We start from the raw sequence: 22,119 nt of genomic DNA, 5'->3' as shown, positions 1-22,119 counted from the left end.
GGGTTCCAGTATGGTGTATGGGATGTGCTATAGGGCGGCGGCGTGGGCCTGGTCCTGCTGCTGCAGTGCCTGCAAGGCGTCGAGGATGTCCATCTTCAGGGCGATGACGTCGGCGCTGTGGCCGATGCGCGGCTGGGCGATGGCGACGGGCCATTCGCGCACGATGTTGCCCGGCTTGCCGCCCATGAGCAGGATGCGGTCGGCCACCAGGATCGCTTCGTCGATATCGTGCGTGACGAGCAGCACGGCCGTGTGCCAGCGGTGCACCACGTCGACCAGCAGCGACTGCATCTCGGAGCGCGTGATGGCGTCGAGCGCGGAAAACGGTTCGTCGGCGAACAGCAGTTCCGGTTCGCGCGCCAGCGCGCGGGCCAGCGCCACGCGCTGCGCCATGCCGCCCGACAGGGCGGACGGATACAGTTTTTCACGGCCCTTCAGGCCAACCGCTTCGATGGCTTGCGCCACGCGCGCCTCGTGCGCTGCGCGCGTGAGCTGCGGCTGGTGCTTGAAGTCCAGGCCGAAACCCGCATTGCCCGTGACGTTCAGCCAGGGCAAAAGGCTCGCCTGCTGGAACACGAGAGCGCTGCGCGGATCGGGTTCGCGCATGGGAGCGTCCAGGAATTGAATTGCGCCCGTGGACGGTGGCTGCAAGCCTGCCAGCACGCGCAGCAGGCTCGATTTGCCGCAGCCGCTGCCGCCCAGCAGGCAGACGATTTCGCGCTTGCGCACGCCCAGCGAGACGTGCTGGAACACGGGCGTGCTGGCGGCATAGGCATAGCTCAGGTCCTGCGCCTGCAGGGCCCATTGTTGTGGTTCCGCTGCCGTCATGCCGTCGCTCCCGGCGCCGTGGCCGCCTGCTGGCTGTCGAACAGCTGCAAGGCCGCCTGCAATTGCGTCAGGCTGGGGGTAACGATCGGGATGAACGATGATTCGCGCCAGCGGCGGGCAAAGCCCTGCTGTTCGGCATTCAGGTAGGCGCGTCCGCCCATGGCCTGCAGTTCCAGCATCAAGGCCTGTTGCAGCACGTCGGCCAGCTGTATCCGCAGGCGGAACATGGCCGGCGCCTCTTTCTTGAAACGGCCGTCGTGCACGCCGGACAGCAGGGTAGCGGCAGCCGTCTCCAGCGTCGCTTGCAGCGCCTCGATGCGTGGCGTGAGCTGGTTGCGCGAACCGGCGGAAATCTGCGACGCCTGTGCCAGGCTGGCGCGTGCCAGGCCGATCGACAGGCCGCACTGCATGCCCAGGAAAGAGGGGCGTACCTGCGGCAGCCAGGCCGGCGCATTGTCGCTGATGATGTCGCCCGCTGGCACGTGTACCTGCACCAGCCTGACGGAGGCCGTATTGCTGCCGCGCAGAGCGATCAGGTCGAGGTCTTCGCTGCGCTGCACGCCCGTCTCGCTGCTGTCGAATGCGACGATGATGGGCGGTGCGCCGTCATCGGGCGCCACGGCGGCTGCCGCGACAAAGCCCGCCTTGCGCAAATTCGTCACCCAGGCCAGGCCGCCGTCGATCAGCAGGCCGTCGCCGTGGCGCGCGCCCTTGATTTGCAGCTGTTCGATGCCGGACAGGAATTTCATGGCGTTCGACAGGCCGCTGGCGCCCGCCTGCGTGCCCGCCAGCAGGGCCGGCAAGCGCCGTTCGGCCAGGGCGCGGTTTTGGCTTTGCAGCAGGAATTCGATGAAGCAGCGCTGGCCCCAGAAGACAAAGGCCGCCGTCACCGATTGTTCGGCTACTTTGGCGATGGCGTCGATGGCATCGCGCACGTCGCCGCCCGCACCGCCGTGTTCCTGCGGCACGCCGATGCGCAGCAGCTGGTCTCCCGCCAGCGCGGGGAGGACCGTTTCAGCCAGCTGTGACGACTGGTCGAGCTGGTCGGCATGCATGTGCAGCCAGTGATTGAGGTGGCCCATGTCAGACGGCGCCGGGCAAGTAGGGCGTCAATTGCGGATTGACGGGCGTGCCGGCCAGGCTGTTGGAGAAATTGCACAGGGTGGCCAGGCTGATGCCCAGCACGACTTCCAGCGCCTGCTGTTCGTTGTAGCCGGCGGCCAGGAAGGCTTGGTACCCGCTGTCGGCGACGGCGCCGCGCGTGGCGATGACGGCCGCGGCGAAGGCGGCGACGGCATCCAGTTTCGTATCGCCCGTCGGCTGGCCATGCTGCAGGGCACGCACGATAGCGGGTGTCTGTCCCGCTTTTTTCAACGAGATGGCGCTATGGCCGGCGATGCAGAAGTCGCAGCCGTGGATGTGCGCGGCCGTGATTTGCACCACTTCGCGCTCCATCAGGCTCAGGCTGGCGCGCGCATTGATGCCCGAGACAGTCAGATAGGTTTCCAGTGCCAGCGGGGCATTGGCCAGCACGCCGATCAGGTTGGGCAGGTAGCCGTTGTTGGCGATGGCCTTTTCCACGAAGGGGCGGCTGTCGGCCGGGGCGGTATCGAGAGTGTGCAGCGTCAGACGGGACATGGGGTACCTTGCTAAGTTAGTAAGTCACCCGGGCATTATATCGGCCATGTCGTGTACACAACAGACGTCAGCGTCGTCCTTTTGTGTTCGTTCGTCTTTGATTCTGCTGTCCTTGATTTCTGCTGTGCCTCAACTGGCCAGCTGGCGCTGGCGCTGGTCGCGCCGGTAGGCTCCCGGCTGCTCGCCCGTGACCCGCTTGAAGGCCCGCGTAAATGCGGCATGCGAGCGGTAGCCTACCAGTTCGGCCGCCCGTTCGACGGAAACGCCGTCGTGCAGGCGCCGCGCGGCGATCTTCATGCGCAGCAGGAGCAGGAATTGGGCCGGCGAGTGGCCGCTGGCGCTGGCGAAATGCTTACAGAAGCTGGCGCGCGACATGCAGGCCGCCTTGGCCATGTTCTCGATCGACCAGTCGTCGGCCGGGGCGTCGAGCATGCGTTCGAGCAGCGGCGAAAATGCGGGCTGGTGCAGCAGCGACAGCAGGCCGGCCGCCACTTGCTCGCCCTGGGCTACATGACGTATCAGGTAAAAGAACAGCAGTTCGACCAGGCGCGCAATGAGCGGCGACGGCTGTTCCGGGTCGCCACCCGCTTCAAGCAGGATCAGGTCGAACAGCGCTGCGGCGGCGCTGAAGGCGGGCGCATCGCCGCGTATCAGCAAATACGGCGGGAAGGAGTCGACGATCAGCGCGGAGAGGGCGCCGCGGAACTGGAAAAAGCCGCAGGCCAGCGCCGTCGCCGGGCTGTCCGTGGGCGCCAGCAACGGCAGCATGGCTTGTGCGCTCGCCGCCTGCAGCGGGTCGCTGTGGGGGCTGAGAAAATGCGGCAAGTCGCGCAGCAGGAAGACGCCATCGCGCGGGCCAAGCGCGACCGGCGCTGCGCCATCGAGGTGCAAATAGCAGTGGCCATCGAGCACCAGGTGGAAGCTGCCCAGTTCCCGGCCCGCCGTGGACGCGCGCCAGCGGCCGCAGTACTGGCCCACATGCAGTACGGCGGTGTCGAGTTGCAGGCTGCCGAGCAGCCAGCGCGCCAGTCTGTCGGTATCAGGATGCATGGGATCGCAAAGGCAAAAGCTGCATCATACGGCCCAGGCGCGGCAAGGCCAACGACCGATTTCGACTAAGCATATGCGTGCGATCCGCTTACTGCCTGCCACTCTTGCCGCCGTGCTGCTGGAAGGCGGGACAGTCGACTTGCAGCAGTGTGCGGTCTTCCAGGCACACAGCGGAGAGTTTTCCACCCCAGACGCAGCCGCTATCGAGGCCGATCAGGTGCGGTCGCAACTGCAGTCCCAGCGCCGACCAGTGGCCAAAGACGATGGTGTCGCCGGCGCTGCGCCGGCCCGGCACGTCGAACCACGGCAGCAGGCCGGAACCCGGCGGTGGGCTGCCGCTTTCCTTCATCTTGAAGTCCATGACGCCGTCCGGTGTGCAAAAGCGCAGCCGCGTCATGGCGTTGATGATGCAGCGCAGCCGGTCGGCGCCCTGCAGGTCGTCGCGCCAGGCGGCTGGCTCGTTGCCGTACATGGTGCGCAGGAAGGCTACCCAGTCGTCGCTGCGCAGCATGGTGGATACTTCCTCGCTCAAGGCCAGCGCCTGTTGCGCGCTCCATTGCGGCAGCAGGCCCGCATGCACGAGCACATGGCCGTCGTGCTCCAGTGCCAGTGGCCGCTGGCGCAGCCAGGTGATCAATTCCTCGCGGTCGGGCGCATCAAGGATCTCGGCCAGCGTGTCGGACGCATGCTCGGGCCGGATACCGTTGGCCACGGCCAGCAGGTGCAAGTCATGGTTGCCCAGGACGCTGTCGGCCAGGCCTTGCTGCGCCAGCGCATGAACCTGGCGCAGGGTGGCCAGCGAGGCGGGGCCACGGTTGATCAGGTCGCCAGCGAACAGGAGGCGGAAGGGGCCATCCTCTGCCGCCTGGATCTGTTCGATCAGTTGGCGGGTTTGTGCATGGCAGCCTTGCAGATCGCCGATAAAGTAGGTTTTCATGTGGGATGAGTTCAAGGTGGGATGACACGCATCCATTATAAACAGGTAAGCATGCATGATGCCTGAAGTCGGGCATTATCCGTCTATTGGAAATTCTGGAGCTGTCGTTTTATCTTCATAATAGAATCCGCGTGCCGCCGCGGGAGTTAATTCAGATGAATCTCCTTGCCTGCGCAAGACGTTGCCGGTATTGAGAAAAACGACAGATCCTTTTATGTTTATTGCCTGCTTACGCTGTATGTCGTCATATCTTCATTAAATCTTCATTGAATCTTCATGTTGCAGCCGTAAATAATCGATTAATTATTCAGGCAGCACGCAGATATTTTTGCAATGTAGTATATTTCACGGGATTTTATTATTTAAATTCATGTGGAGGATATAAAAGATGGATCTGTCAATGATGACGATACTGGAATTGCGCAAACTGGAAGATAATGTCAAGAAGGAATTGAATAGTCGTGAACGCGACGATCTGAACAAGGCACGCGAACAGATCATGGCGATCGCGCAGCAAGCGGGCATCCCCCTGAAACAGCTGATACTTGATGGCTTGCATCCACGCACGGGCAAGGTCGCCGTACGTTATCGCCATCCCGATAATGCGACCGAACAGTGGACTGGCCGTGGCCGTCAGCCGCTGTGGGTCAGGCATTGGGTGGAATCGGGCAAGTCGATCGATCTGCTGCGCGTATAATTCGGTATACTTTTGGCGCCGTAACAAGCTCTTCTGCCTGTGACGCTCCTATTTTGTTCCTACTTATACCGTCCAAATCATGCTTCCATTGTCAAAAACGATCTTCAAAGCTTACGATATCCGCGGCATCATCGCTAAAACACTTGATGCCAGCGTGGCTCGCAAGATCGGACAGGCATTTGGCCAGGCAGCTCTGGCCAAGGGGGAGCAGCGCGTCGTGATCGGCCGCGATGGGCGCTTGTCGGGGCCGGAATTGACGGCGGCGCTGGCGCAGGGCTTGCAGGCCGCAGGCGTTGATGTGATCGACCTCGGCGTGGTCGCTACACCGATGGTGTACTTTGGCACCAACGTGCTCGATACCCGCTCCGGCATCATGGTCACGGGCAGCCACAATCCGCCCGACTACAACGGCTTCAAGATGGTGCTGGCCGGCGAAGCGATCCATGGTGTAGCGATCCAGGCGCTTTACCACAGCATCGTGGCCCATGAGGGCGGCGGCAGCGCCGATGACATTGTCCCTTCGGGCAGCTACACCACGCACGATATCCGCGCCGCTTACCTGGAGCGCATTCTGGGCGACGTCAAGCTGGCGCGCCCGATCAAGATCGCCGTCGACTGCGGCAACGGCGTGGCCGGCGCGTTTGCGGGTGAGCTGTTCCGCGGGATGGGCTGCGACGTCATCGAATTGTTCTGCGATGTCGACGGCACTTTCCCGAATCACCATCCGGACCCGGCGCATCCGGAAAACCTGCAAGACCTGATCCGCTGCCTGGCCGGGACGGATGCCGAAATCGGCATCGCTTTCGATGGCGATGGCGACCGTCTGGGTGTGGTTACCAAGGATGGTCAGATCATTTATCCGGACCGCCAGATGATGCTGTTCGCCGCCGACGTGCTGACCCGTCATCCGGGCGCGCAGATCCTGTACGACGTGAAATGCACGCGTCATCTGGCGCCGTGGATCAGCAAGCATGGCGGCGTGCCGCTGATGTACAAGACGGGCCATTCGCTGGTCAAGGCCAAGCTGCGCGAGACGGGGGCGCCGCTGGGTGGTGAAATGAGCGGCCATATCTTCTTCAAGGACCGCTGGTACGGTTTCGACGACGGCCTGTATGCGGGCGCGCGCCTGCTGGAGATCCTCACGCGCGAAGCCGATCCATCGGCGCTGCTCAATTCCCTGCCGCAGTCCGACAGCACGCCGGAACTGCACCTGGAGCTGAAGGAAGGCGAAAACGTCGCCTTGATGGACATGCTGCGCCGCGATGCCGTTTTCCCTGGCAATGAGCAGATCATCACCATCGACGGCCTGCGCGTGGAATATGCGGACGGCTTCGGCCTGGCCCGCTCGTCGAACACCACGCCGGTAATCGTCATGCGCTTCGAGGCGGAAACGCCGGCAGCCCTGGCGCGCATCCAGGGCCAGTTCAAGAGCGTGATCCTGGCTGCCAAGCCGGATGCGGTTCTGCCGTTCTGACAGCATGGTCGTTCAACCAGGCGCGCAGGCGCCCTTGAAAATCCTGCTGATCCGGGTGTCATCGCTGGGCGATGTGCTGCATAACTTGCCCATGGTGGCGGACATTGCCCGTCATTATCCGGGCGCAACCATCGACTGGGTGGTCGAGGAAGGCTATACCAGCCTGGTGCGTCTGAATCCGCGCGTGAATACCATTTTTCCGTTTGCGCTGCGGCGCTGGCGCAAAAGCCTGGGCAAGAAGGAGACGCGCGCGGAAATCGCCGCCTTCTTCCGCAGCCTGCGCCAGACGCGCTACGATTATGTGTTCGATACCCAGGGCTTGCTGAAGACGGGCATCATTATGGGCGCCGCGCGCCTGGCGCCAGGCGGTCAAAAGGTCGGCCTGGCGAACGGTAGCGAAGGTTCCGGCTACGAAGGCATTTCGCGCCTGTTCCACACCAAAAGCATTCCCCTCGATCCGCGTACGCATGCGGTAGCGCGCGGCAGACTGGTGGCCGCGGCGGCGCTCGGCTACACGGTCGATACGCCGGCCGATTTCGGTTTGCCGGAAGTATCCGGCAACGAGCCGCGCCCGGACTGGATAGGCGAGGCGCCGTATTGCGTGTATTTTCATGGCACGGCGCGCGACGCCAAGAAATGGGCGCCGCAGAACTGGATTTCCCTCGGCCACGCGCTCGCGCCCATGCCGATTTTGCTGCCCTGGGGTTCGCCCAAGGAAAAAGCGGAAGCCGAACAACTGGCGGCCAGCCTGCCCAACGCGCGCGTGCTGCCGAAACTGTCAATGGGCGACGCCACCTTGCTGGCGCGCCACGCGGCGCTGGTGATCGGCGTCGATACGGGCCTGACGCATATCGCCGCCGCCTTTGTGCGCCCGACGGTGGAAATCTATGCCGATTCGCCGCTGTGGAAAACGGAAGGCAACTGGTCGCCGAAAATCATCAATCTGGGCGACAAGGGCAGCCCGCCGGGCGTGCCGGAAGTGCTGGCCGCAGCGCGGCGCCTGCTGGCCGAGCATCCTCCCGCCTGACTTCAACGTTAAACAATCATGCGAATTCTTTATACCCTCGCCTGGTGGCTGGCCTTGCCCCTGGTGCTGGCGCGGCTGTGGCTGCGCGGACGCCAGGAACCTGGCTACCGCCAGCACTGGGGCGAACGCCTTGGCTGCTACGGCCGCCTGAGCAATCCCACTCATCCCACGATCTGGCTGCACGCCGTCTCCGTCGGCGAGACGCGCGCGGCCGAGCCGCTGATCGATGCGCTGCTGGCCCAATGGCCTGCCTGCCGCATCGTCCTCACGCACATGACGCCCACGGGGCGCGCCACGGGCAAGTCGCTGTTCGCCAAACACGGCGCGCGCCTGGTGCAAAGCTACCTGCCGTATGACACGGGTGCCATGCCGGCCAGTTTTATCCGTCACTTTGCACCGCGCATCTGCATCCTGATGGAGACGGAAGTGTGGCCGAATTTGATTTACCAGTGTAATCGCCACGGCGTGCCCGTGGTGCTGGCCAATGCGCGCCTGTCGCAGCGTTCGCTGGGCAAGGCACAGCGTCTCGGCAAACTCATTGCCGATGCGGCGCGCGGCATCACCCTGGTGGCGGCGCAGACGCAGGACGACGCTGAGCGCGTGCGCCAGCTCGGCGTGCGGGACGTGGTGGTCACGGGCAGCATCAAGTTCGACGTTGTCGTGCCCGAGGCTGCCATGGCGACGGGGGCGGCGCTGCGCGCGGCCATCGGCGCGCGCCCCGTACTGCTGTGCGCCAGCACGCGCGAAGGCGAGGAGCAGCTGATCCTTGACGCCTGGCTGCGCGCCAGCCTGCCCGCCAACGTGCTGTTGCTGATCGTGCCGCGCCACCCGCAGCGCTTCGGCGAGGTGGAAAAGTTAATCGTGTCGCACGGCCTGGCCGTACAGCGCAGGTCCGGCCTGGGGCAGGACGATGCCGTTGCGCAGGGCACGCAGGTGCTGCTGGGCGACTCGATGGGCGAGATGTTTGCGTACTACGCGGCCTGCGATTGTGCCTTCGTTGGAGGAAGCCTGCTGCCGCTGGGAGGGCAAAACCTGATCGAACCGGCGGCCCTGGGCAAGCCCGTGCTGATCGGCCCGCACACCTTCAATTTTGCGCTGGTGACCGAGCAGGCGATTGCTGCCGGCGGCGCCGCGCTGGTGGCGGACGCCGACGCGCTGACGGCGCAGGCGTCGGCGCTGCTGCAGGATCCGGCGCGTTTATCTTCCATGGGAGAGCGGGCGCTGGCGTTTGCCAGCCAGCACCGGGGTGCCACGCCGCGCACCATCGCGGCTATTCAACCGCTGCTGCCGTAATCCGACATTGTTGGCCTCAATCCGGGGGCCGACCAGGCGGGTCTGACCCCGGCATTCGTCATGGGCCGCCAATAATGGTGTCGGATTACGCGAACAAAACGGGCAGCTCTTGTGAGCGCTTTCTGAGCGCCTGCTTGGCGCCATCGTAATCGGGATAGATCGATTCCACGGTGGCCCAGAAGCGGGGACTGTGGTTCATTTCCAGCAGGTGCGACAGTTCGTGCGCGACGACGTAATCGATCAGCGGCAGGGCGAAGTGAATGAGGCGCCAGTTCAGGCGGATCTTGCGCTCGATGGTGCAGCTGCCCCAGCGCGTGCCGGCCGACGACAGCGACAGCGAATCGTAGCGCACGCCGAGCTTGTCCGCATACAGGTCCAGCCGTGCTTCGAACAGCTGGCGCGCCTCGTGCTGGAACCAGCCCTTTACTTTTTCCTTCAATTGCTGCTCGCTGCCCGTGGGCGTGACCCACACGTGCAGCTCATTGGTGTCGCGCTGAAAGCTGGCGCGGTGGCGCGGCGCCTGGTGCAGGCGCAGGGTGATCTCGCCGCCCAGATACGGCAGCACGGCGCCGTCGACCCAAGCCACGGGCGGGCGCTGCTGGCGCTGCACCTTGCGCTCGCCCCGTTCCAGCAGCTTCGAGACAATCCAGCCTTGCTTGGCGCGGATGGCGCTGTCGATTTCGGCCAGGGTGACGCGCTTGGGCGCCGTCACGCGCAAGCCGTTATCGTCGATCATGAAGCCGATGGAACGGCGCGTGGAGCGGCGCAGGGCGAATTCGACAAGGTGGCTGCCCAGCTGCAGCTGGCGCAGTGGCGGGCCATCGGCGGTGCGTGGCGGTGAAGGGAGGACAGGGCGCGCGGGAGGAATGACGGGCGCCGGTGGCGGCGCCAGGGGAACTACAGGCTTTGCCTCCACGGGCGGCGCTGGCGGTGCCGTGGGGCGCACCGCCGGGGGCGTGCTGGTCGAGACGTCATGCGCGAACAGATCCAGTTGCTGGTCGCCGACCTTGATGGTCTTCATCTGCTGGCGCAGGGTCGGCTCCTGGATGACCGCGCTGATGCCGTCTAGCCAGCGTTGTAGGCGTGAGGCGAAATGACGCGCATTTCTGATTCTATCCAATTTTCCACCTGTTGCATCATGCTGTCCGGGGTTTGCCCTTCCGGCGAAATCGGTTTGCCTATCGAGACGGTGATCAGTCCCGGGCGTTTGAGGAATGACTGCTTGGGCCAGCACTCGCCTGAATTATGCGCAATCGGCACCACCACGGCGCCCGTGGCGATGGCCAGACGCGTGCCGCCGCTCTTGTACTTGCCCGCCTGGCCCACGGGAATGCGGGTACCCTCGGGGAACATGATAATCCATTGGCCATCGGCCAGGCGGCGCTTGCCATGCGCGACCACGCTTTTGAACGCATGCTTGCCCTGTTTGCGGTCGATGGGGATCATGCGCAGCAGCGCCATGGCCCAGCCGAAGAAGGGAATGTACAAAATCTCCTTCTTGAACACATACACGAGCGGGCGGGGAAGGCTGGGCAGCAAAAAGATGGTTTCCCACGCCGACTGGTGCTTCGACAGTACGATGGCCGGCGCGTCCGGGAAGTTCTCGGCGCCCTTGACTTCGTAGCGGATGCCGCAAATGACCTTGGCACACCACAGGATAAACACGTTCCAGCGCGAGGTGACCCAATAGCGCTTGTTGTAGCTCAATGGCGCGGCAAAAAAGCACACGCAGGCCCAGACGATGGTGGCCACGATCATGATGATCATGAACAGCAGGGATCGCAGGAACAGGGAAATATTACGCAATGCGGTTCTCCGAAGATTAGATACTCAATGCCACGGCGGGTGCCGGCGCGGCCGGCGCCTTGAGCAGATGGCCGACGACGGCCGCCAGGTCGGGGAAGACCTGGGTGCCGGGCGGCAGGCCGCCCGTTTCGTTGGTTTTTTCGCCCTTGCCCGTCAGGACCAGGTAGGGCACGCAGCCGCTGATGAAGCCGGCCTGCAGGTCGCGCAGCGAATCGCCGACGGTGGGCACGCCTTTCAGGCTGGTGTTGTAGCGCTGCGAGATTTCATGGAACATGCCCGGTTTCGGCTTGCGGCAGTCACAATTGTCCGTGCCCGCGTGCGGGCAAAAGAAGATGGCGTCAATATCGGCGCCCACCTGCTGCGCCAGCGTGTGCATCTTCTGGTGGATCGCGTTGAGCACCGTCATGTCGAAGTATTCGCGCGCGATGCCCGACTGGTTCGAGGCGATGACCACGCGATAGCCGGCCTGGTTCAGGCGGGCTATCGCTTCGAGCGAACCGGGGATGGGCAGCCATTCGGCCGGCGACTTGATGAAGTCCGGCGAGTCATGATTAATGACGCCGTCGCGGTCGAGAATAATCAGTTTCAGCGCCGGAGTGCCCATTATGCCGCCAGCTTGGAAATGTCGGCCACGCGGTTCATCATGCCGTGCAGCGACGACAGCAAGGCCAGGCGGTTGTTGCGCAGGCCGACATCCTCGGCCATTACCATCACGTCGTTGAAGAAGCCGTCGACGTCGTCACGCAGCTGCGCCAGCGTTTGCAGGGTGCTGGTGAAGTCGCCCTTGGCAAAGGCCGCGTCGACTTCCGGCTGCACGCGCGAGACGGCGGCGGCGAGTTTTTTCTCCGCCTCGTCCTGCAGCAGCGCCACGTTGACGCCGCCGGCGGCGACCAGGCTGACCGCTTCCTCGTTCTTTTTCAGGATATTCGTGATGCGCTTGTTGGCAGCGGCCAGCGAGGCGCTTTCCGGCAGCGCGGCAAACGCCTGCACGGCTTCCAGGCGCTGCACGATGTCGTCCAGGCGGTCGGGATTCTGCGCCACGACGGCTTCGATCTCGTTCGGCGAGAAACCGCGTTCGCGCAGGATGCCGCGCAGGCGGTCCAGCATGAAGGTGGTCACATCCGCGACCGGGTCCTTGAAGCCGGGCACCGACGCGAACTGTGCGGCGGCATCGCCCAGCAAGCCCTGGATCGACAATGGCAGGCGTTTTTCCAGCAGCATGCGCAGCACGCCCAGGGCGTGGCGGCGCAGCGCGAACGGGTCCTTGTCGCCCGTCGGCGCCAGGCCGATGGCCCAGATGCCGACCAGGGTTTCGAGCTTGTCGGCCAGGGCCACGGCGGTGCCGGTGGCGGTCGACGGCAGGCTGTCGCCGGCAAAGCGCGGCTGGTAGTGTTCGGAGGCGGCCAGCGCCACTTCTTCCGGTTCGCCGTCATGGCGCGCGTAGTACGTGCCCATGATGCCTTGCAGTTCGGGGAATTCACCCACCATGTCGGTCAGCAGATCGGCCTTGGCCAGCAGTGCGCCCCGTTCGGCCAGGGCCACGTCGCAGTTCAATTTGGCCGCGATGGCGCCGGCCAGCGACTTGACGCGCTCTGTGCGGGCAGCTTGCGTGCCCAGCTTGTTGTGGTAGACGACGTTGGCCAGCAGCGGCAGACGCGATGCGAGGGTCTTCTTCTTGTCCTGCTCGAAGAAGAACTTGGCGTCGGACAGGCGCGGGCGCACGACGCGCTCGTTGCCGCCGATGATGTGCTCGGGCGTGTCCGTCTCGATGTTCGAGACGATCAGAAAGCGCGAGCGCAGCTTGCCTTCGCTGTCGGTCAGGGCGAAATATTTCTGGTTCGTCTGCATCGTGAGGATCAGGCATTCCTGCGGCACGGCCAGGAATTCTTCCTCGAAGTGGCATTCATACACGACCGGCCATTCGACCAGGGCCGTAACTTCGTCGAGCAGCGCCTCGGGCATCAGCACCTGGTCGGCGCCCGCTTTTTCCAGCAACTGGGCGCGGATGCGTTCCTTGCGTTCCTCGTTGCTGGCGATGACGCTGGCGTTGAGAATCAGCGACGGCGCATAGTTTTCCGCGTGCGCGATGGTGATCGGTTCGCCGTCGGTGAGGAAACGGTGGCCCAGCGTCGTGCGGCCGGCCGTCAGGCCCAGCAGGGTCAACGGCAGGATGTTGATGCCGTGCAGGGCGATCAGGCTGTGGGCCGGGCGCACGAATTGCACGGTGGTGCCGTCCGGGCGCTGATAGCTCATCAGTTTTGGAATCGGCAGTTTGGCGCAGGATTCGGTCAGGGCGGCTTGCGCACCCGTTTCCAGTTTGCTGCCGGGCGCCGTGTAGGTGTAGAAGAAGCTTTCCGCCTTGCCGTCGGCGGCGCGTTCCAGCTCGGCCACCGTCAGCTCGGGAAAGCCCAGCGCGGCCAGTTTCTTGGCCAGCGGCGGCGTGCCGTTGCCGTTGGCGTCCAGCGCCACGGAGACGGGCAGGACTTTTTCGCGGATGGATTTATCGGGCGAGACTTCGCGCACGTTGGTGATGGAGACGGCCAGGCGGCGCGGCGAGGCGTAGCTGGTGGCGACGCTGTCGGCTTCCAGGAAGTCGCGCGCTTTCAGGCCGTTGACGATGCCGGCCGTGAAGGCGGCGCCCAGTTTGGCCAGCGCTTTCGGCGGCAGTTCTTCGGTCAGCAGTTCGATGAGCAGTGTTTGGTTCATGGTGTTCTTGTCTGGTACGGCGGTGTGGAGGCTCGAATTAGGCGGCGGCTTGGTCTGCGGCGGGCAGCATCGGAAAACCGAGGCGCTCGCGCGAGTCGTAGTACGCTTGCGCCACCAGGCGCGACAGGGTGCGCACGCGGCCGATGTAGGCGGCGCGTTCCGTTACCGAGATGGCGCCGCGCGCATCGAGCATATTGAAGCTGTGCGAGGCCTTCATGATCTTCTCGTAGGCGGGCAGGGTCAGCTGCAGTTCGATCAAACGCTTCGCTTCCGCTTCGTAGTTGCCGAACTGTTCGAACAGCAGGTCCGTATTCGCGTGCTCGAAGTTGTAGGTCGATTGCTCCACCTCGTTCTGGTGGAAGACGTCGCCGTAGGTCAGCTTCTTCGCCACACCATTTTCTTCCCACTCCGTCCACACCAGGTCATACACGTTTTCCACGCCCTGCAAATACATGGCCAGGCGTTCGATGCCGTAGGTGATTTCGCCCAGCACGGGCTTGCAATCGAGGCCGCCCACTTGCTGGAAGTAGGTAAATTGGGTCACTTCCATGCCGTTCAGCCAGACTTCCCAGCCCAGGCCCCAGGCGCCCAGGGTCGGGCTTTCCCAGTCGTCTTCGACGAAGCGCACGTCATTCTGCTTCAGGTCCAGGCCCAGCGCGGCCAGCGAACCCAGATACAGGTCGAGGATGTTTTCCGGCGCCGGCTTCAAGACCACCTGGTACTGGTAGTAGTGCTGCATGCGGTTCGGGTTTTCGCCGTAGCGGCCATCCTTCGGGCGGCGCGAAGGCTGCACATACGCGGCGCGCCACGGTTCCGGCCCGATCGCGCGCAGGAAGGTGCCGGTGTGGAAGGTGCCGGCGCCGACTTCCATGTCGTAAGGCTGGAGCAGGGCGCAACCTTGCTTGTCCCAATAGGTTTGCAAGGTCAGGATAATTTGTTGAAATGTGAGCATCGTATGAGTTCGCCGCGCGGACGGGCTGCGCTTTGTTAAGGTTTGCTTGAAGCCCGCACGCTGCTAACAAGCGCGTCCGGGCCGGGGTTTTGCTAATTTTAGCGGTTTTTACGGACCCACTGTGACTCTTCGGGCAATATCGGCCGCTTATTGCTGTGCAGCGCGGCCACGGCGGGCGGCGCGCGACAGCAGGAAGGCCGTCAGCAGGGCCAGCGCGGACAGGGCCAGCACCAGTTTGTTGCCGTACAGAATGTATGGCGTCATGCCGCCCATGCCTTGCACCTTGGTCGCCAGCGCGGCTTGCTGTTCCGGCGGCAGCAGGCTTTGCACCACGCCCTTGCCGTCGATGACGGCCGTGGCGCCCGTGTTCGTCGAGCGCAGCATGGGGCGGCCCGTTTCCAGGCTGCGCATCTGCGAAATCTGCAAATGCTGCGGGATGGCGATCGAGTCGCCAAACCAGGCCAGGTTCGAGATATTGAGCAGCACGGAGGCCGACTGCTTGCCATGGCGGTGGGCGCTGGCCAGCTGGCCAGCGATTTCCTCGCCAAACAGGTCTTCGTAGCAGATATTCGGCAGCACCAGCTGGTCGCGTACCTGGAGCGGCGCCTGCACGTCGGCGCCGCGGCCCATGTCGCCCAGCGGGATGGCCATCATGGCGACAAACCAGTGCAGGCCGGGCGGCACAAATTCGCCGAACGGCACCAGATGGTGCTTGCGGTACTGGTAGTACGGTCCCGGCGTGCCGTTGGGCGTGATGCCCACGGCCGCATTGTAGAAGCGCTGCTGCTCGTCGAGCACGGGCATGCCGAGCAAGATCGAGCTGCCCGTCTGCTGCGCATACGTCGCCAGGCTGTCCAGATAGCCGGGCGGCAGCTGGTGCGGCAGCACGGTGACGGCCGTTTCCGGCGTGGCGATCAGGTCGGCCGGGGCGCTGGTGATGGCGCTCTGGTACATCTGCAGGGCGCCCAGCACGAAGCCGGGGTCGAATTTCTGCTGCTGCGGCACATTCCCCTGCAGCAGGCGCACGGTGATCGGGCGCCCGACCGGGTGCGTCCAGTTCACGTACTGCAGGCCCACGCCGGCCGCATACAGGGCGATGACGCCGCCCAGCGCCAGCCAGCGCGTGCGATGCGTGAGCAGCAGCAGGGCGCCGGCCGACAGGGCCGCCAGCCAGCCCAGGCCATATGCGCCGACGATGGGGGCAAAGCCGCCCAGCGGGCTGGTATTGTGGGCGTAGCCGGTGGCCAGCCACGGAAAGCCCGTAAACAGCCAGCCGCGCGTCCATTCGAACAGGGTCCACGTGGCGGGCAGTACCAGCAGGGTCATGGCGGGCAGGGACAGCACCCAGCGGCGGCGCAGCCAGGCGGCCGCGCCCATGGCCAGGGCCACGTAAATGGCCATCAAGAGGGCCAGCAGGGCCACGGCAATGACTGCGATCGGCGCGGCCATGTCGCCATAGCGGTGCATGGAGATATACAGCCAGTGCGTGCCGGCCGCGCACCAGCCGAAGCCATAGGCCCAGCCGATCAGCGCGCCGCCCTTGACGCTCGATGAGCGCAGCACCTGGTAGAACAGCACGCCCAGGCTGAGGATTTGCAGGGGCCAGTAACCGAATGGGGCGAACGCCAGCACGGCGACGGCGCCGGCAACAAAGGCAGTCAGCATGCGCGCCCAGGTGCTGCGGGGCGGTTTGGCGGGGGCGTTGGGATCTAAGCGTCTGAAACGCATTTACAGCACGCGCATGTCAGAGTTCCAGTTCCGGCACGTTGGGCAGTCGCTCGACGAGCAGCACGTGCACCTGGCGCGCATCGGCGCGCAGCACCTCGAAGCGCAGATTGCCCAGGTCGAAGATGTCGCCCTTGTGCGCCATGCGGCCCAGGTACTTGGAAACGAGGCCGCCGATGGTGTCGACGTCGTCGTCGACCAGGTGGCTGCCCACTTCCTCGTTGAACTGTTCGATCTCGGTCAGCGCCTTGACGCGCCAGCGGGGGCCGAACTGGCCTTCCTTCAGCGACAGGATGTTGTCCTCGGCTTCGTCGAAGTCGTATTCGTCCTCGATATCGCCGACGATCTGCTCCAGCACGTCTTCGATGGTGATCAGGCCGGCGACGCCGCTGTATTCATCGACGACGATGGCCATGTGATTGTGGTTGGCGCGGAAGTCGCGCAGCAGCACATTCAGGCGTTTCGATTCGGGGATGAAGATGGCGGGGCGCAGCATGTCGCGCACATCGAAAGTTTCTTCAGCGTAATAACGCAGCAGGTCTTTCGCCAGCAGGATGCCGATGACCTTGTCGCGCTCGCCTTCGATCGCGGGAAAGCGCGAGTGGGCGGTGGACAGGACTTCCGGCATCCATTCCTCGATCGGCTTGCTGATGTCGATGACATCCATCTGCGAACGGGGAATCATGATGTCGCGCGCACAGAGATCCGACACCTGGAACACGCCTTCGATCATCGACAGGGCGTCGGCGTCGATCAGCTTGCGTTCATGCGCATCGTGTAGAACATCGAGCAATTCTGCACGGTTCTCTGGCTCGGGGGAAATGAGTGCGGTCAGGCGTTCAAACAGTGACCGGTGGGGCTTGACGTCAGTTCTGACGCCACTAGGGTGCTCGGGCATAGGAGGCGTGAGCCGTTGTTGCGAAGGGATATAGGATACACCAAAAGTGGGGGAATACCGGATTTCCCCGCTTTTGATGCAAATTTAATACGTTGAAGTGCGCCGTTGCCCGACGTTTCAGGCGTCCGGGCCCAGCACGCGCGCGCGCAAGGCCGCCACGTCGGCCTGCCAGTCGGCGTAGTGCTCGCTGTCCTGCCACAGCTGGCGCAGTTCCGACGACTCGGCCGTGATGCGCTCGAAGGCCAGGCGCGCCTTGTCCAGCAGCGGCGGCGTGACCTTCTTCCTGCAGGCGGCCACCCATTCATCGACTTCCGCGGTGGCCGGGTCGTCTTCGCCCGGCTTGCCCTGCAGGCGGGCGATGACTTCCAGCGCGGCCAGCGCCTCGGCGGCAAACGGCGCCTCGAGCTCCGCTTCCGCGCTGTCGATGACGTTGTCGAGCGTCGTCTCGACCAGTTCCAGAGTTTTATATTCGTGCAAGTCCTGCGCCCAGTCCATGGCGTAGTCGTTGCCGAAGGCGTCGGTGGCCCAAGTGCCCATGCTGTGTCCTTGTTGCGTTGTATGGAATGGCAGGCATTTTGGCATGCCTGCCATGGCCATGCGGATTTAATTGCGCAGGATGGGTTCGTCCAGCAGGGCTTGCTGCATCTTGCGCATGGCATCCGTCAGCGCCCGTTTGCCGGTGATGGCGTGGTCTTTCTTGAATTCGCTGAATTTTCCTTCGCCCACGCCGACGACTTTCTTCGACACGATTTCCTTGCCGCTGGCATCGCTGATGTTGCAGGTCAGGTCGACGCTGAACCGGGTCGGCGGCCAGGTGAAGGCGCTGTCCGACGAAGAACTGGTCGACAGCTGCGGCGTCACGACATACACGATCTGGTGACGCGCCATGGCTTCCTGGTCAGCCGGGCTTTTCAGCGTGGTGACTTCGCCAAAGACATTCGACAGCATTTTGTACAGCGACAGCTCCATGTCGCGGTAGGGGAAATAGCTGACCTTGTCGCCACCGCCGCCGCCAGTGGTGACTTCGGTTTGGCGCAGCGTGTCGCTGATGTAGTACGCGACATTTTTCTTGACCGGGCGCGCGGTATCGGGGCGTTCGATGCCGGCGAGGTTGGGCGCGATGACCATGGGATGGGCGCAGCCCACCAGGGCGACGGCAACGGCAAGCGTTGCAAGGAGTTTGGTAATAGCCATGTGATATGGATTGCGTGAAGTAGGGGGACGCCGGCTTATTGCAGGCTGTTGTTGAAGTCCTTGTCCTGATACAGCTGGGCGAGCAGTTTCTGCACGACGACCGTGTATTCCTGCATGGCGCGCGGCAGCGCAATGGCGCCGGCAAACGAGGATGGCCATTCATGGCTGGCTGTCTTGACCTGGTCATAGCGTACCTCGCCGGCTTTCTTGACGATGAAGCGCGCTTCCAGCATGGCCGTGCCGGTGCTGAAGCCCGACGCGTCGAATTCATTTTGCAGCAAAGTGCCGGAAATTTCGATATCGGCATCCGGCGCCAGCTTGTTTGCCAGGCTCAGTTCCTGTTTCAGCGCCTCTGCCACATACACGGAATAGGACTTCTCATACGGCGAGGCCAGGGACGAGCCACGCATGGACAGCGGGGCATCGGCCTTTTTCTGTGCGGTGAAAACGCCCACCTTTGCCTGGCTGCCGGCGCTATTTTTGAGTGTCTGGACGTTGTCCATCGACGGGGTGTAGGGTGGCGCGACGGTGGAGCAGGCGGAAAGGGCGATGGCGGACAAAAAGGCAAACACAATTTTGGCGTGACGCATGCTGAAATGACTCCCTGGGTTCGGATAGTGGTAGTTGATCCATTCCTCTTGCGTGAATGGAGGATCTTTGCCTGGTGGCATCGCCAATTCTTTTGCATGAATGTGGCGAATATGGCAATGCCGTATTATATCGTTGCGTTTTGGCAATTGAATCAAGCCGCGCAGATATATTTCAGGGGTCAGTCACGGGGCAGGGGCGCACGCGGGCATTTGGCCAGCGTGGCAATGGCGGCAGTGGCATGGCGCGCACTGCCGCCCGGGAGCGATCGCGGTTGACGGGGCCAGGCTCAAGCCTGGTAGGGATCGGTAATCCCCAGCCCGGCCAGGATCTGCGTCTCCAGCCCTTCCATCTCGGCCGCTTCCTCGTCGTCCATGTGGTCGTAGCCCTGCGCGTGCAGCACGCCGTGCACGATCAAATGGGCCGTGTGCTCTTCCACGCTTTTCTTTTGTTCGGCCGCTTCCTTTTCCAGCACGTCCGTGCACAGGATGATGTCGGCGCGCGTCGGCTCGTCCTCGGCCAGCTCTTCGCCTTCGTTGTAGGCGAACGTCAGCACGTTGGTGGCGTAGTCCTTTTCGCGGTAGTCGTGGTTCAGGCTGCGGCCTTCTTCCGCGTCGACGAAGCGGATGGTGAATTCGGCGGGCGCGAACAGGGCCGCCTTGACCCAGCGGCGCACTTTCGGGCGCGTGATCAGGGTTGCCAGGCGGGCATCCGGGTATTGCACGGACAAGGACAGTTTATTTTTTTCGGACATTTTTGGCGGCTGCTGGTTTGATCAGGGGGAGTAACTGGGCGGCGTCGGCGCTGGCGGCCTGCGCCGTTTCATAGGCGTCGACGATGCGCGCCACCAGCGGATGGCGTACCACGTCGGTGCTGTTAAATTGCGTGAAGCCGATGCCGCGCACATCCTTGAGTACGTGCACGGCGTCGATGAGGCCGCTTGTCTGGCTCTTGTGCAGGTCGACCTGGGTCACGTCGCCCGTCACCACGGCCTTGCTGCCAAAGCCTATACGCGTCAGAAACATCTTCATCTGCTCGACGGTGGTATTTTGCGCTTCATCAAGGATGACGAAGGCATGGTTGAGGGTGCGTCCGCGCATGTAGGCCAGCGGGGCGATCTCGATCACCTGTTTTTCAAACAGTTTTTGCGTGCGATCAAAGCCCAGCAAATCATACAGCGCATCGTAGAGGGGACGCAGGTAGGGGTCGACCTTTTGCGCCAGGTCGCCCGGCAGGAAGCCCAGGCGCTCGCCCGCTTCGACGGCGGGGCGCGTCAGGATGATGCGCTTGACGGCGTCGCGTTCGAGCGCATCGACGGCGCAGGCGACGGCCAGGTAGGTTTTACCCGTGCCGGCCGGGCCTACGCCGAAGCTGATGTCGTGTTCGAGGATGTCGCGCAGGTAGGCGATCTGGTGCGGCGTGCGTCCGCGCAGGTCGGCGCGCCGCGTTTTCAGCACGGGGCTGGCGATGTCCGGCTCGACGAAGGTGCTGGCGGGCGTATTGGCGTGGTGTTCCGAGGCGGCGGACAGGCCGGCGCGCTGTTCCACCAGGGCCAGCTGCACTTCTTCCAGCGGCACGACCTTGTTGGCGATGGCGTAGAACTGTTCCAGGATTTCCACGGCGCGCGCGGCATTGCTGCCGCCGACGATGAATTTTTCGCCGCGGCGGAAGATCGTCACGTCGAGGGCGGCGGAAATCTGGCGCAGGTTTTCATCGAGCGGCCCGCAAAGGTGCGCCAGGCGCGTGTTGTCGAGCGGCTCGGGGATGAAGTAGTGCGGCTGTATCGGGGCTTTGGTTTTCAACTGGCTCTTTTCAATGCGGGGGAGCTGGCGACGAGTTCGCCGCGCAGGGTGTAGGAATGGCTTTCGGTGATGCGCACGTCGACCAGCTGGCCGACCAGCTGCAGTGCGTCCGGGCCGGCGTCGAAATTGACCACGCGGTTGTTTTCCGTGCGGCCCTGCAGTTCGCTATCGTCTGTATCCTTTTTGGAGCGGCCTTCGACGAGGATGGTTTGCACGCTGCCCACCATGGCCAGGCTGTATTTGCGCGTGTTGGCGTCGATGGCCGCCTGCAACTGCTGCAGGCGGGCCAGTTTCACGTCGTGCGGCGTGTCGTCTTCCAGGCTGGCGGCCGGCGTGCCGGGGCGCTTGCTGAAGATGAAGCTGTAGCTGTTGTCGAAGCCGACATCGGCGATCAGCTTCATCATGGCGTCGAAGTCGGCCTGGGTCTCGCCGGGGAAACCGACGATGAAGTCCGACGAAATGGCCATGTTCGGGCGCACGGCGCGGATGCGGCGGATGATGGACTTGTATTCGAGGCCCGTGTAGCCGCGCTTCATGGCGCCGAGCACCTTGTCGGAACCGTGCTGCGCCGGCAGGTACAGGTGGTCGACCAGCTGCGGGATCTTCGCATAGGCGTCGATCAGGCGCTGCGTGAATTCCTTCGGATGGCTGGTGACGAAGCGCATGCGTTCAATGCCGGGAATGTCGGCCACGTATTCGAGCAGCAGGGCGAAGTCGGCAATGTCGCCGCCTTCCATCGCGCCCCGGTAGGCGTTCACGTTTTGCCCCAGCAGGGTGATTTCCTTGACGCCCTGGGCGGCCAGGCCCGCCACTTCCGTCAGCACATCCTCGAAGCGGCGCGAGACTTCCTCGCCGCGCGTGTAGGGCACGACGCAATAGCTGCAGTATTTGCTGCAGCCTTCCATGATGGAAACAAACGCCGAGGCGCCGTCCACCCTGGCCGGCGGCATGTGGTCGAATTTTTCGATTTCCGGGAAGCTGATGTCCACTTGCGCATCGCCGCTGGCGCGGCGCTGCTCGATCATCTGCGGCAGGCGGTGCAGCGTCTGCGGGCCGAACACCATGTCGACATACGGCGCGCGCTTGACGATGGCGTCGCCTTCCTGCGAGGCCACGCAGCCGCCCACGCCGATCAGCAGGTGCGGCTTGGCCAGCTTGAGTTCGCGCAGGCGGCCCAGGTCGGAAAACACTTTTTCCTGTGCCTTTTCCCGCACGGAGCAGGTGTTGAGCAGGATGACGTCGGCATCTTCCGGCGTGTCGGTGCGCACCAGGCCGTCGGAGGCGCCCAGCACGTCGGCCATCTTGTCCGAGTCGTACTCGTTCATCTGGCAGCCGAAGGTTTTAATGAATACTTTTTTCTGCATGGAGTCGGTGCTTATCGGTAAATGGAGCGGCAAATAAGTGTGGCGGCAAATCAGCCGGCCAGGCGGCTTGCGCCGTGCGCCGCTCGGGGCGGGAGGCGGTGGATGACCGGCCGGGCGCCTCTGGCTGCCCGGTGGCAGGC

At 63.7% G+C, this 22,119-nt stretch carries 22 protein-coding genes; 4 read left to right on the top strand and 18 right to left on the bottom strand.

Going from position 1 to position 22,119, the window contains the following annotated elements:
* Positions 1-27: 27 nt before the first annotated feature.
* From AC07VI_RS03680 to AC07VI_RS03660, 5 genes are all read right to left on the bottom strand, one after another.
* The gene (locus AC07VI_RS03680; protein WP_086143781.1) at positions 28-828 is read right to left on the bottom strand and encodes an ABC transporter ATP-binding protein; all 801 of its coding nucleotides are present in this window, start codon (positions 826-828) and stop codon (positions 28-30) included.
* On the bottom strand, positions 825-1,910 hold the full coding sequence (locus AC07VI_RS03675) for an acyl-CoA dehydrogenase family protein (RefSeq protein WP_086143782.1): 1,086 nt from the start codon (positions 1,908-1,910) through the stop codon (positions 825-827). The genes AC07VI_RS03680 and AC07VI_RS03675 overlap by 4 nt, the downstream gene beginning before the upstream one ends.
* Before the next feature lies 1 nt (position 1,911).
* Positions 1,912-2,466, bottom strand: a complete 555-nt coding sequence (locus AC07VI_RS03670; RefSeq protein ID WP_086143783.1) for a carboxymuconolactone decarboxylase family protein — start codon at positions 2,464-2,466, stop codon at positions 1,912-1,914.
* Positions 2,467-2,595: 129 nt separating this feature from the next.
* Positions 2,596-3,516 carry an AraC family transcriptional regulator gene (locus AC07VI_RS03665; RefSeq protein ID WP_086143784.1) on the bottom strand — a complete coding sequence of 307 codons (921 nt, stop codon included), beginning with the start codon at positions 3,514-3,516 and terminating at the stop codon, positions 2,596-2,598.
* Between the two features lie 88 nt (positions 3,517-3,604).
* Entirely contained in the window at positions 3,605-4,453 is an 849-nt protein-coding gene (locus AC07VI_RS03660; protein WP_086143785.1) for a symmetrical bis(5'-nucleosyl)-tetraphosphatase, read from the bottom strand.
* A 388-nt stretch (positions 4,454-4,841) separates the two neighbouring features.
* Between AC07VI_RS03660 and AC07VI_RS03655 the strand changes: the two genes are divergently transcribed.
* The 4 genes from AC07VI_RS03655 to waaA all read left to right on the top strand — a co-directional run bounded on the left by AC07VI_RS03655 (position 4,842) and on the right by waaA (position 8,944).
* A complete protein-coding gene (locus AC07VI_RS03655; protein ID WP_086143786.1) occupies positions 4,842-5,150 on the top strand; it encodes an H-NS histone family protein in 309 nt (102 codons plus the stop codon).
* A gap of 79 nt (positions 5,151-5,229) precedes the next feature.
* Complete coding sequence (locus AC07VI_RS03650; protein ID WP_086143787.1) at positions 5,230-6,624, top strand: phosphomannomutase/phosphoglucomutase; 1,395 nt, start codon at positions 5,230-5,232, stop codon at positions 6,622-6,624.
* Positions 6,625-6,628: 4 nt separating this feature from the next.
* Positions 6,629-7,651 (top strand): lipopolysaccharide heptosyltransferase I, encoded by a 1,023-nt coding sequence (gene waaC / locus AC07VI_RS03645; protein ID WP_086143788.1) that lies wholly within the window; start codon positions 6,629-6,631, stop codon positions 7,649-7,651.
* 18 nt (positions 7,652-7,669) lie between these two features.
* The gene (gene waaA, locus AC07VI_RS03640) at positions 7,670-8,944 is read left to right on the top strand and encodes a lipid IV(A) 3-deoxy-D-manno-octulosonic acid transferase (protein ID WP_086143789.1); all 1,275 of its coding nucleotides are present in this window, start codon (positions 7,670-7,672) and stop codon (positions 8,942-8,944) included.
* 85 nt (positions 8,945-9,029) lie between these two features.
* On the opposite strand, the gene AC07VI_RS03635 is transcribed toward waaA, so the two are convergent.
* From AC07VI_RS03635 to miaB, 13 genes are all read right to left on the bottom strand, one after another.
* Positions 9,030-9,965 carry a M48 family metallopeptidase gene (locus AC07VI_RS03635; RefSeq protein ID WP_086143790.1) on the bottom strand — a complete coding sequence of 312 codons (936 nt, stop codon included), beginning with the start codon at positions 9,963-9,965 and terminating at the stop codon, positions 9,030-9,032.
* Between the two features lie 44 nt (positions 9,966-10,009).
* On the bottom strand, positions 10,010-10,750 hold the full coding sequence (locus AC07VI_RS03630; protein ID WP_034746739.1) for a lysophospholipid acyltransferase family protein: 741 nt from the start codon (positions 10,748-10,750) through the stop codon (positions 10,010-10,012).
* A gap of 16 nt (positions 10,751-10,766) precedes the next feature.
* Positions 10,767-11,354 (bottom strand): D-glycero-beta-D-manno-heptose 1,7-bisphosphate 7-phosphatase, encoded by a 588-nt coding sequence (gene gmhB, locus AC07VI_RS03625; RefSeq protein WP_086143791.1) that lies wholly within the window; start codon positions 11,352-11,354, stop codon positions 10,767-10,769.
* On the bottom strand, positions 11,354-13,456 hold the full coding sequence (glyS, locus tag AC07VI_RS03620) for a glycine--tRNA ligase subunit beta (protein WP_086143792.1): 2,103 nt from the start codon (positions 13,454-13,456) through the stop codon (positions 11,354-11,356). Before glyS ends, gmhB begins: the two co-directional genes overlap by 1 nt.
* A 37-nt stretch (positions 13,457-13,493) precedes the next feature.
* Positions 13,494-14,408 carry a glycine--tRNA ligase subunit alpha gene (gene glyQ / locus AC07VI_RS03615; RefSeq protein ID WP_086143793.1) on the bottom strand — a complete coding sequence of 305 codons (915 nt, stop codon included), beginning with the start codon at positions 14,406-14,408 and terminating at the stop codon, positions 13,494-13,496.
* Positions 14,409-14,555: 147 nt separating this feature from the next.
* Positions 14,556-16,073 (bottom strand): apolipoprotein N-acyltransferase, encoded by a 1,518-nt coding sequence (gene lnt, locus AC07VI_RS03610; protein WP_086143986.1) that lies wholly within the window; start codon positions 16,071-16,073, stop codon positions 14,556-14,558.
* Positions 16,074-16,152: 79 nt separating this feature from the next.
* The gene (locus AC07VI_RS03605) at positions 16,153-17,031 is read right to left on the bottom strand and encodes a CorC family transporter (RefSeq protein WP_071075558.1); all 879 of its coding nucleotides are present in this window, start codon (positions 17,029-17,031) and stop codon (positions 16,153-16,155) included.
* 117 nt (positions 17,032-17,148) lie between these two features.
* Positions 17,149-17,568: a DUF4259 domain-containing protein gene (locus tag AC07VI_RS03600; RefSeq protein ID WP_086143794.1), complete on the bottom strand. Its 420-nt coding sequence runs from the start codon at positions 17,566-17,568 to the stop codon at positions 17,149-17,151.
* 66 nt (positions 17,569-17,634) lie between these two features.
* Positions 17,635-18,225 carry a hypothetical protein gene (locus AC07VI_RS03595; protein WP_086143795.1) on the bottom strand — a complete coding sequence of 197 codons (591 nt, stop codon included), beginning with the start codon at positions 18,223-18,225 and terminating at the stop codon, positions 17,635-17,637.
* Between the two features lie 35 nt (positions 18,226-18,260).
* A complete protein-coding gene (locus tag AC07VI_RS03590) occupies positions 18,261-18,815 on the bottom strand; it encodes a hypothetical protein (protein WP_086143796.1) in 555 nt (184 codons plus the stop codon).
* 287 nt (positions 18,816-19,102) lie between these two features.
* Positions 19,103-19,567: an rRNA maturation RNase YbeY gene (gene ybeY / locus AC07VI_RS03585; protein WP_492995731.1), complete on the bottom strand. Its 465-nt coding sequence runs from the start codon at positions 19,565-19,567 to the stop codon at positions 19,103-19,105.
* A complete protein-coding gene (locus tag AC07VI_RS03580; RefSeq protein ID WP_086143798.1) occupies positions 19,551-20,615 on the bottom strand; it encodes a PhoH family protein in 1,065 nt (354 codons plus the stop codon). The genes ybeY and AC07VI_RS03580 overlap by 17 nt, the downstream gene beginning before the upstream one ends.
* Positions 20,612-21,979 (bottom strand): tRNA (N6-isopentenyl adenosine(37)-C2)-methylthiotransferase MiaB, encoded by a 1,368-nt coding sequence (gene miaB, locus AC07VI_RS03575; RefSeq protein ID WP_099420170.1) that lies wholly within the window; start codon positions 21,977-21,979, stop codon positions 20,612-20,614. Before miaB ends, AC07VI_RS03580 begins: the two co-directional genes overlap by 4 nt.
* Positions 21,980-22,119 lie beyond the last annotated feature (140 nt).

It is taken from the genome of Janthinobacterium sp. GW821-FHT03A03 (assembly GCF_059421435.1).
This window is presented reverse-complemented; position numbering and strand designations above follow the sequence as displayed.

What these genes read in the sequence shown, in the direction of transcription:
- lnt (WP_086143986.1), bottom strand. Translation starts at nt 16,073, where the DNA reads ATGCTGACTGCCTTTGTTGCCGGCGCCGTCGCCGTGCTGGCGTTCGCC.
- AC07VI_RS03600 (WP_086143794.1), bottom strand. Translation starts at nt 17,568, where the DNA reads ATGGGCACTTGGGCCACCGACGCCTTCGGCAACGACTACGCCATGGAC.
- miaB (WP_099420170.1), bottom strand. Translation starts at nt 21,979, where the DNA reads ATGCAGAAAAAAGTATTCATTAAAACCTTCGGCTGCCAGATGAACGAG.
- glyQ (WP_086143793.1), bottom strand. Translation starts at nt 14,408, where the DNA reads ATGCTCACATTTCAACAAATTATCCTGACCTTGCAAACCTATTGGGAC.
- gmhB (WP_086143791.1), bottom strand. Translation starts at nt 11,354, where the DNA reads ATGGGCACTCCGGCGCTGAAACTGATTATTCTCGACCGCGACGGCGTC.
- AC07VI_RS03635 (WP_086143790.1), bottom strand. Translation starts at nt 9,965, where the DNA reads ATGAAGACCATCAAGGTCGGCGACCAGCAACTGGATCTGTTCGCGCAT.
- AC07VI_RS03590 (WP_086143796.1), bottom strand. Translation starts at nt 18,815, where the DNA reads ATGCGTCACGCCAAAATTGTGTTTGCCTTTTTGTCCGCCATCGCCCTT.
- AC07VI_RS03680 (WP_086143781.1), bottom strand. Translation starts at nt 828, where the DNA reads ATGACGGCAGCGGAACCACAACAATGGGCCCTGCAGGCGCAGGACCTG.
- glyS (WP_086143792.1), bottom strand. Translation starts at nt 13,456, where the DNA reads ATGAACCAAACACTGCTCATCGAACTGCTGACCGAAGAACTGCCGCCG.
- waaC (WP_086143788.1), top strand. Translation starts at nt 6,629, where the DNA reads ATGGTCGTTCAACCAGGCGCGCAGGCGCCCTTGAAAATCCTGCTGATC.
- AC07VI_RS03595 (WP_086143795.1), bottom strand. Translation starts at nt 18,225, where the DNA reads ATGGCTATTACCAAACTCCTTGCAACGCTTGCCGTTGCCGTCGCCCTG.
- AC07VI_RS03650 (WP_086143787.1), top strand. Translation starts at nt 5,230, where the DNA reads ATGCTTCCATTGTCAAAAACGATCTTCAAAGCTTACGATATCCGCGGC.
- AC07VI_RS03605 (WP_071075558.1), bottom strand. Translation starts at nt 17,031, where the DNA reads ATGCCCGAGCACCCTAGTGGCGTCAGAACTGACGTCAAGCCCCACCGG.
- AC07VI_RS03665 (WP_086143784.1), bottom strand. Translation starts at nt 3,516, where the DNA reads ATGCATCCTGATACCGACAGACTGGCGCGCTGGCTGCTCGGCAGCCTG.
- AC07VI_RS03655 (WP_086143786.1), top strand. Translation starts at nt 4,842, where the DNA reads ATGGATCTGTCAATGATGACGATACTGGAATTGCGCAAACTGGAAGAT.
- AC07VI_RS03675 (WP_086143782.1), bottom strand. Translation starts at nt 1,910, where the DNA reads ATGGGCCACCTCAATCACTGGCTGCACATGCATGCCGACCAGCTCGAC.
- ybeY (WP_492995731.1), bottom strand. Translation starts at nt 19,567, where the DNA reads ATGTCCGAAAAAAATAAACTGTCCTTGTCCGTGCAATACCCGGATGCC.
- AC07VI_RS03660 (WP_086143785.1), bottom strand. Translation starts at nt 4,453, where the DNA reads ATGAAAACCTACTTTATCGGCGATCTGCAAGGCTGCCATGCACAAACC.
- waaA (WP_086143789.1), top strand. Translation starts at nt 7,670, where the DNA reads ATGCGAATTCTTTATACCCTCGCCTGGTGGCTGGCCTTGCCCCTGGTG.
- AC07VI_RS03670 (WP_086143783.1), bottom strand. Translation starts at nt 2,466, where the DNA reads ATGTCCCGTCTGACGCTGCACACTCTCGATACCGCCCCGGCCGACAGC.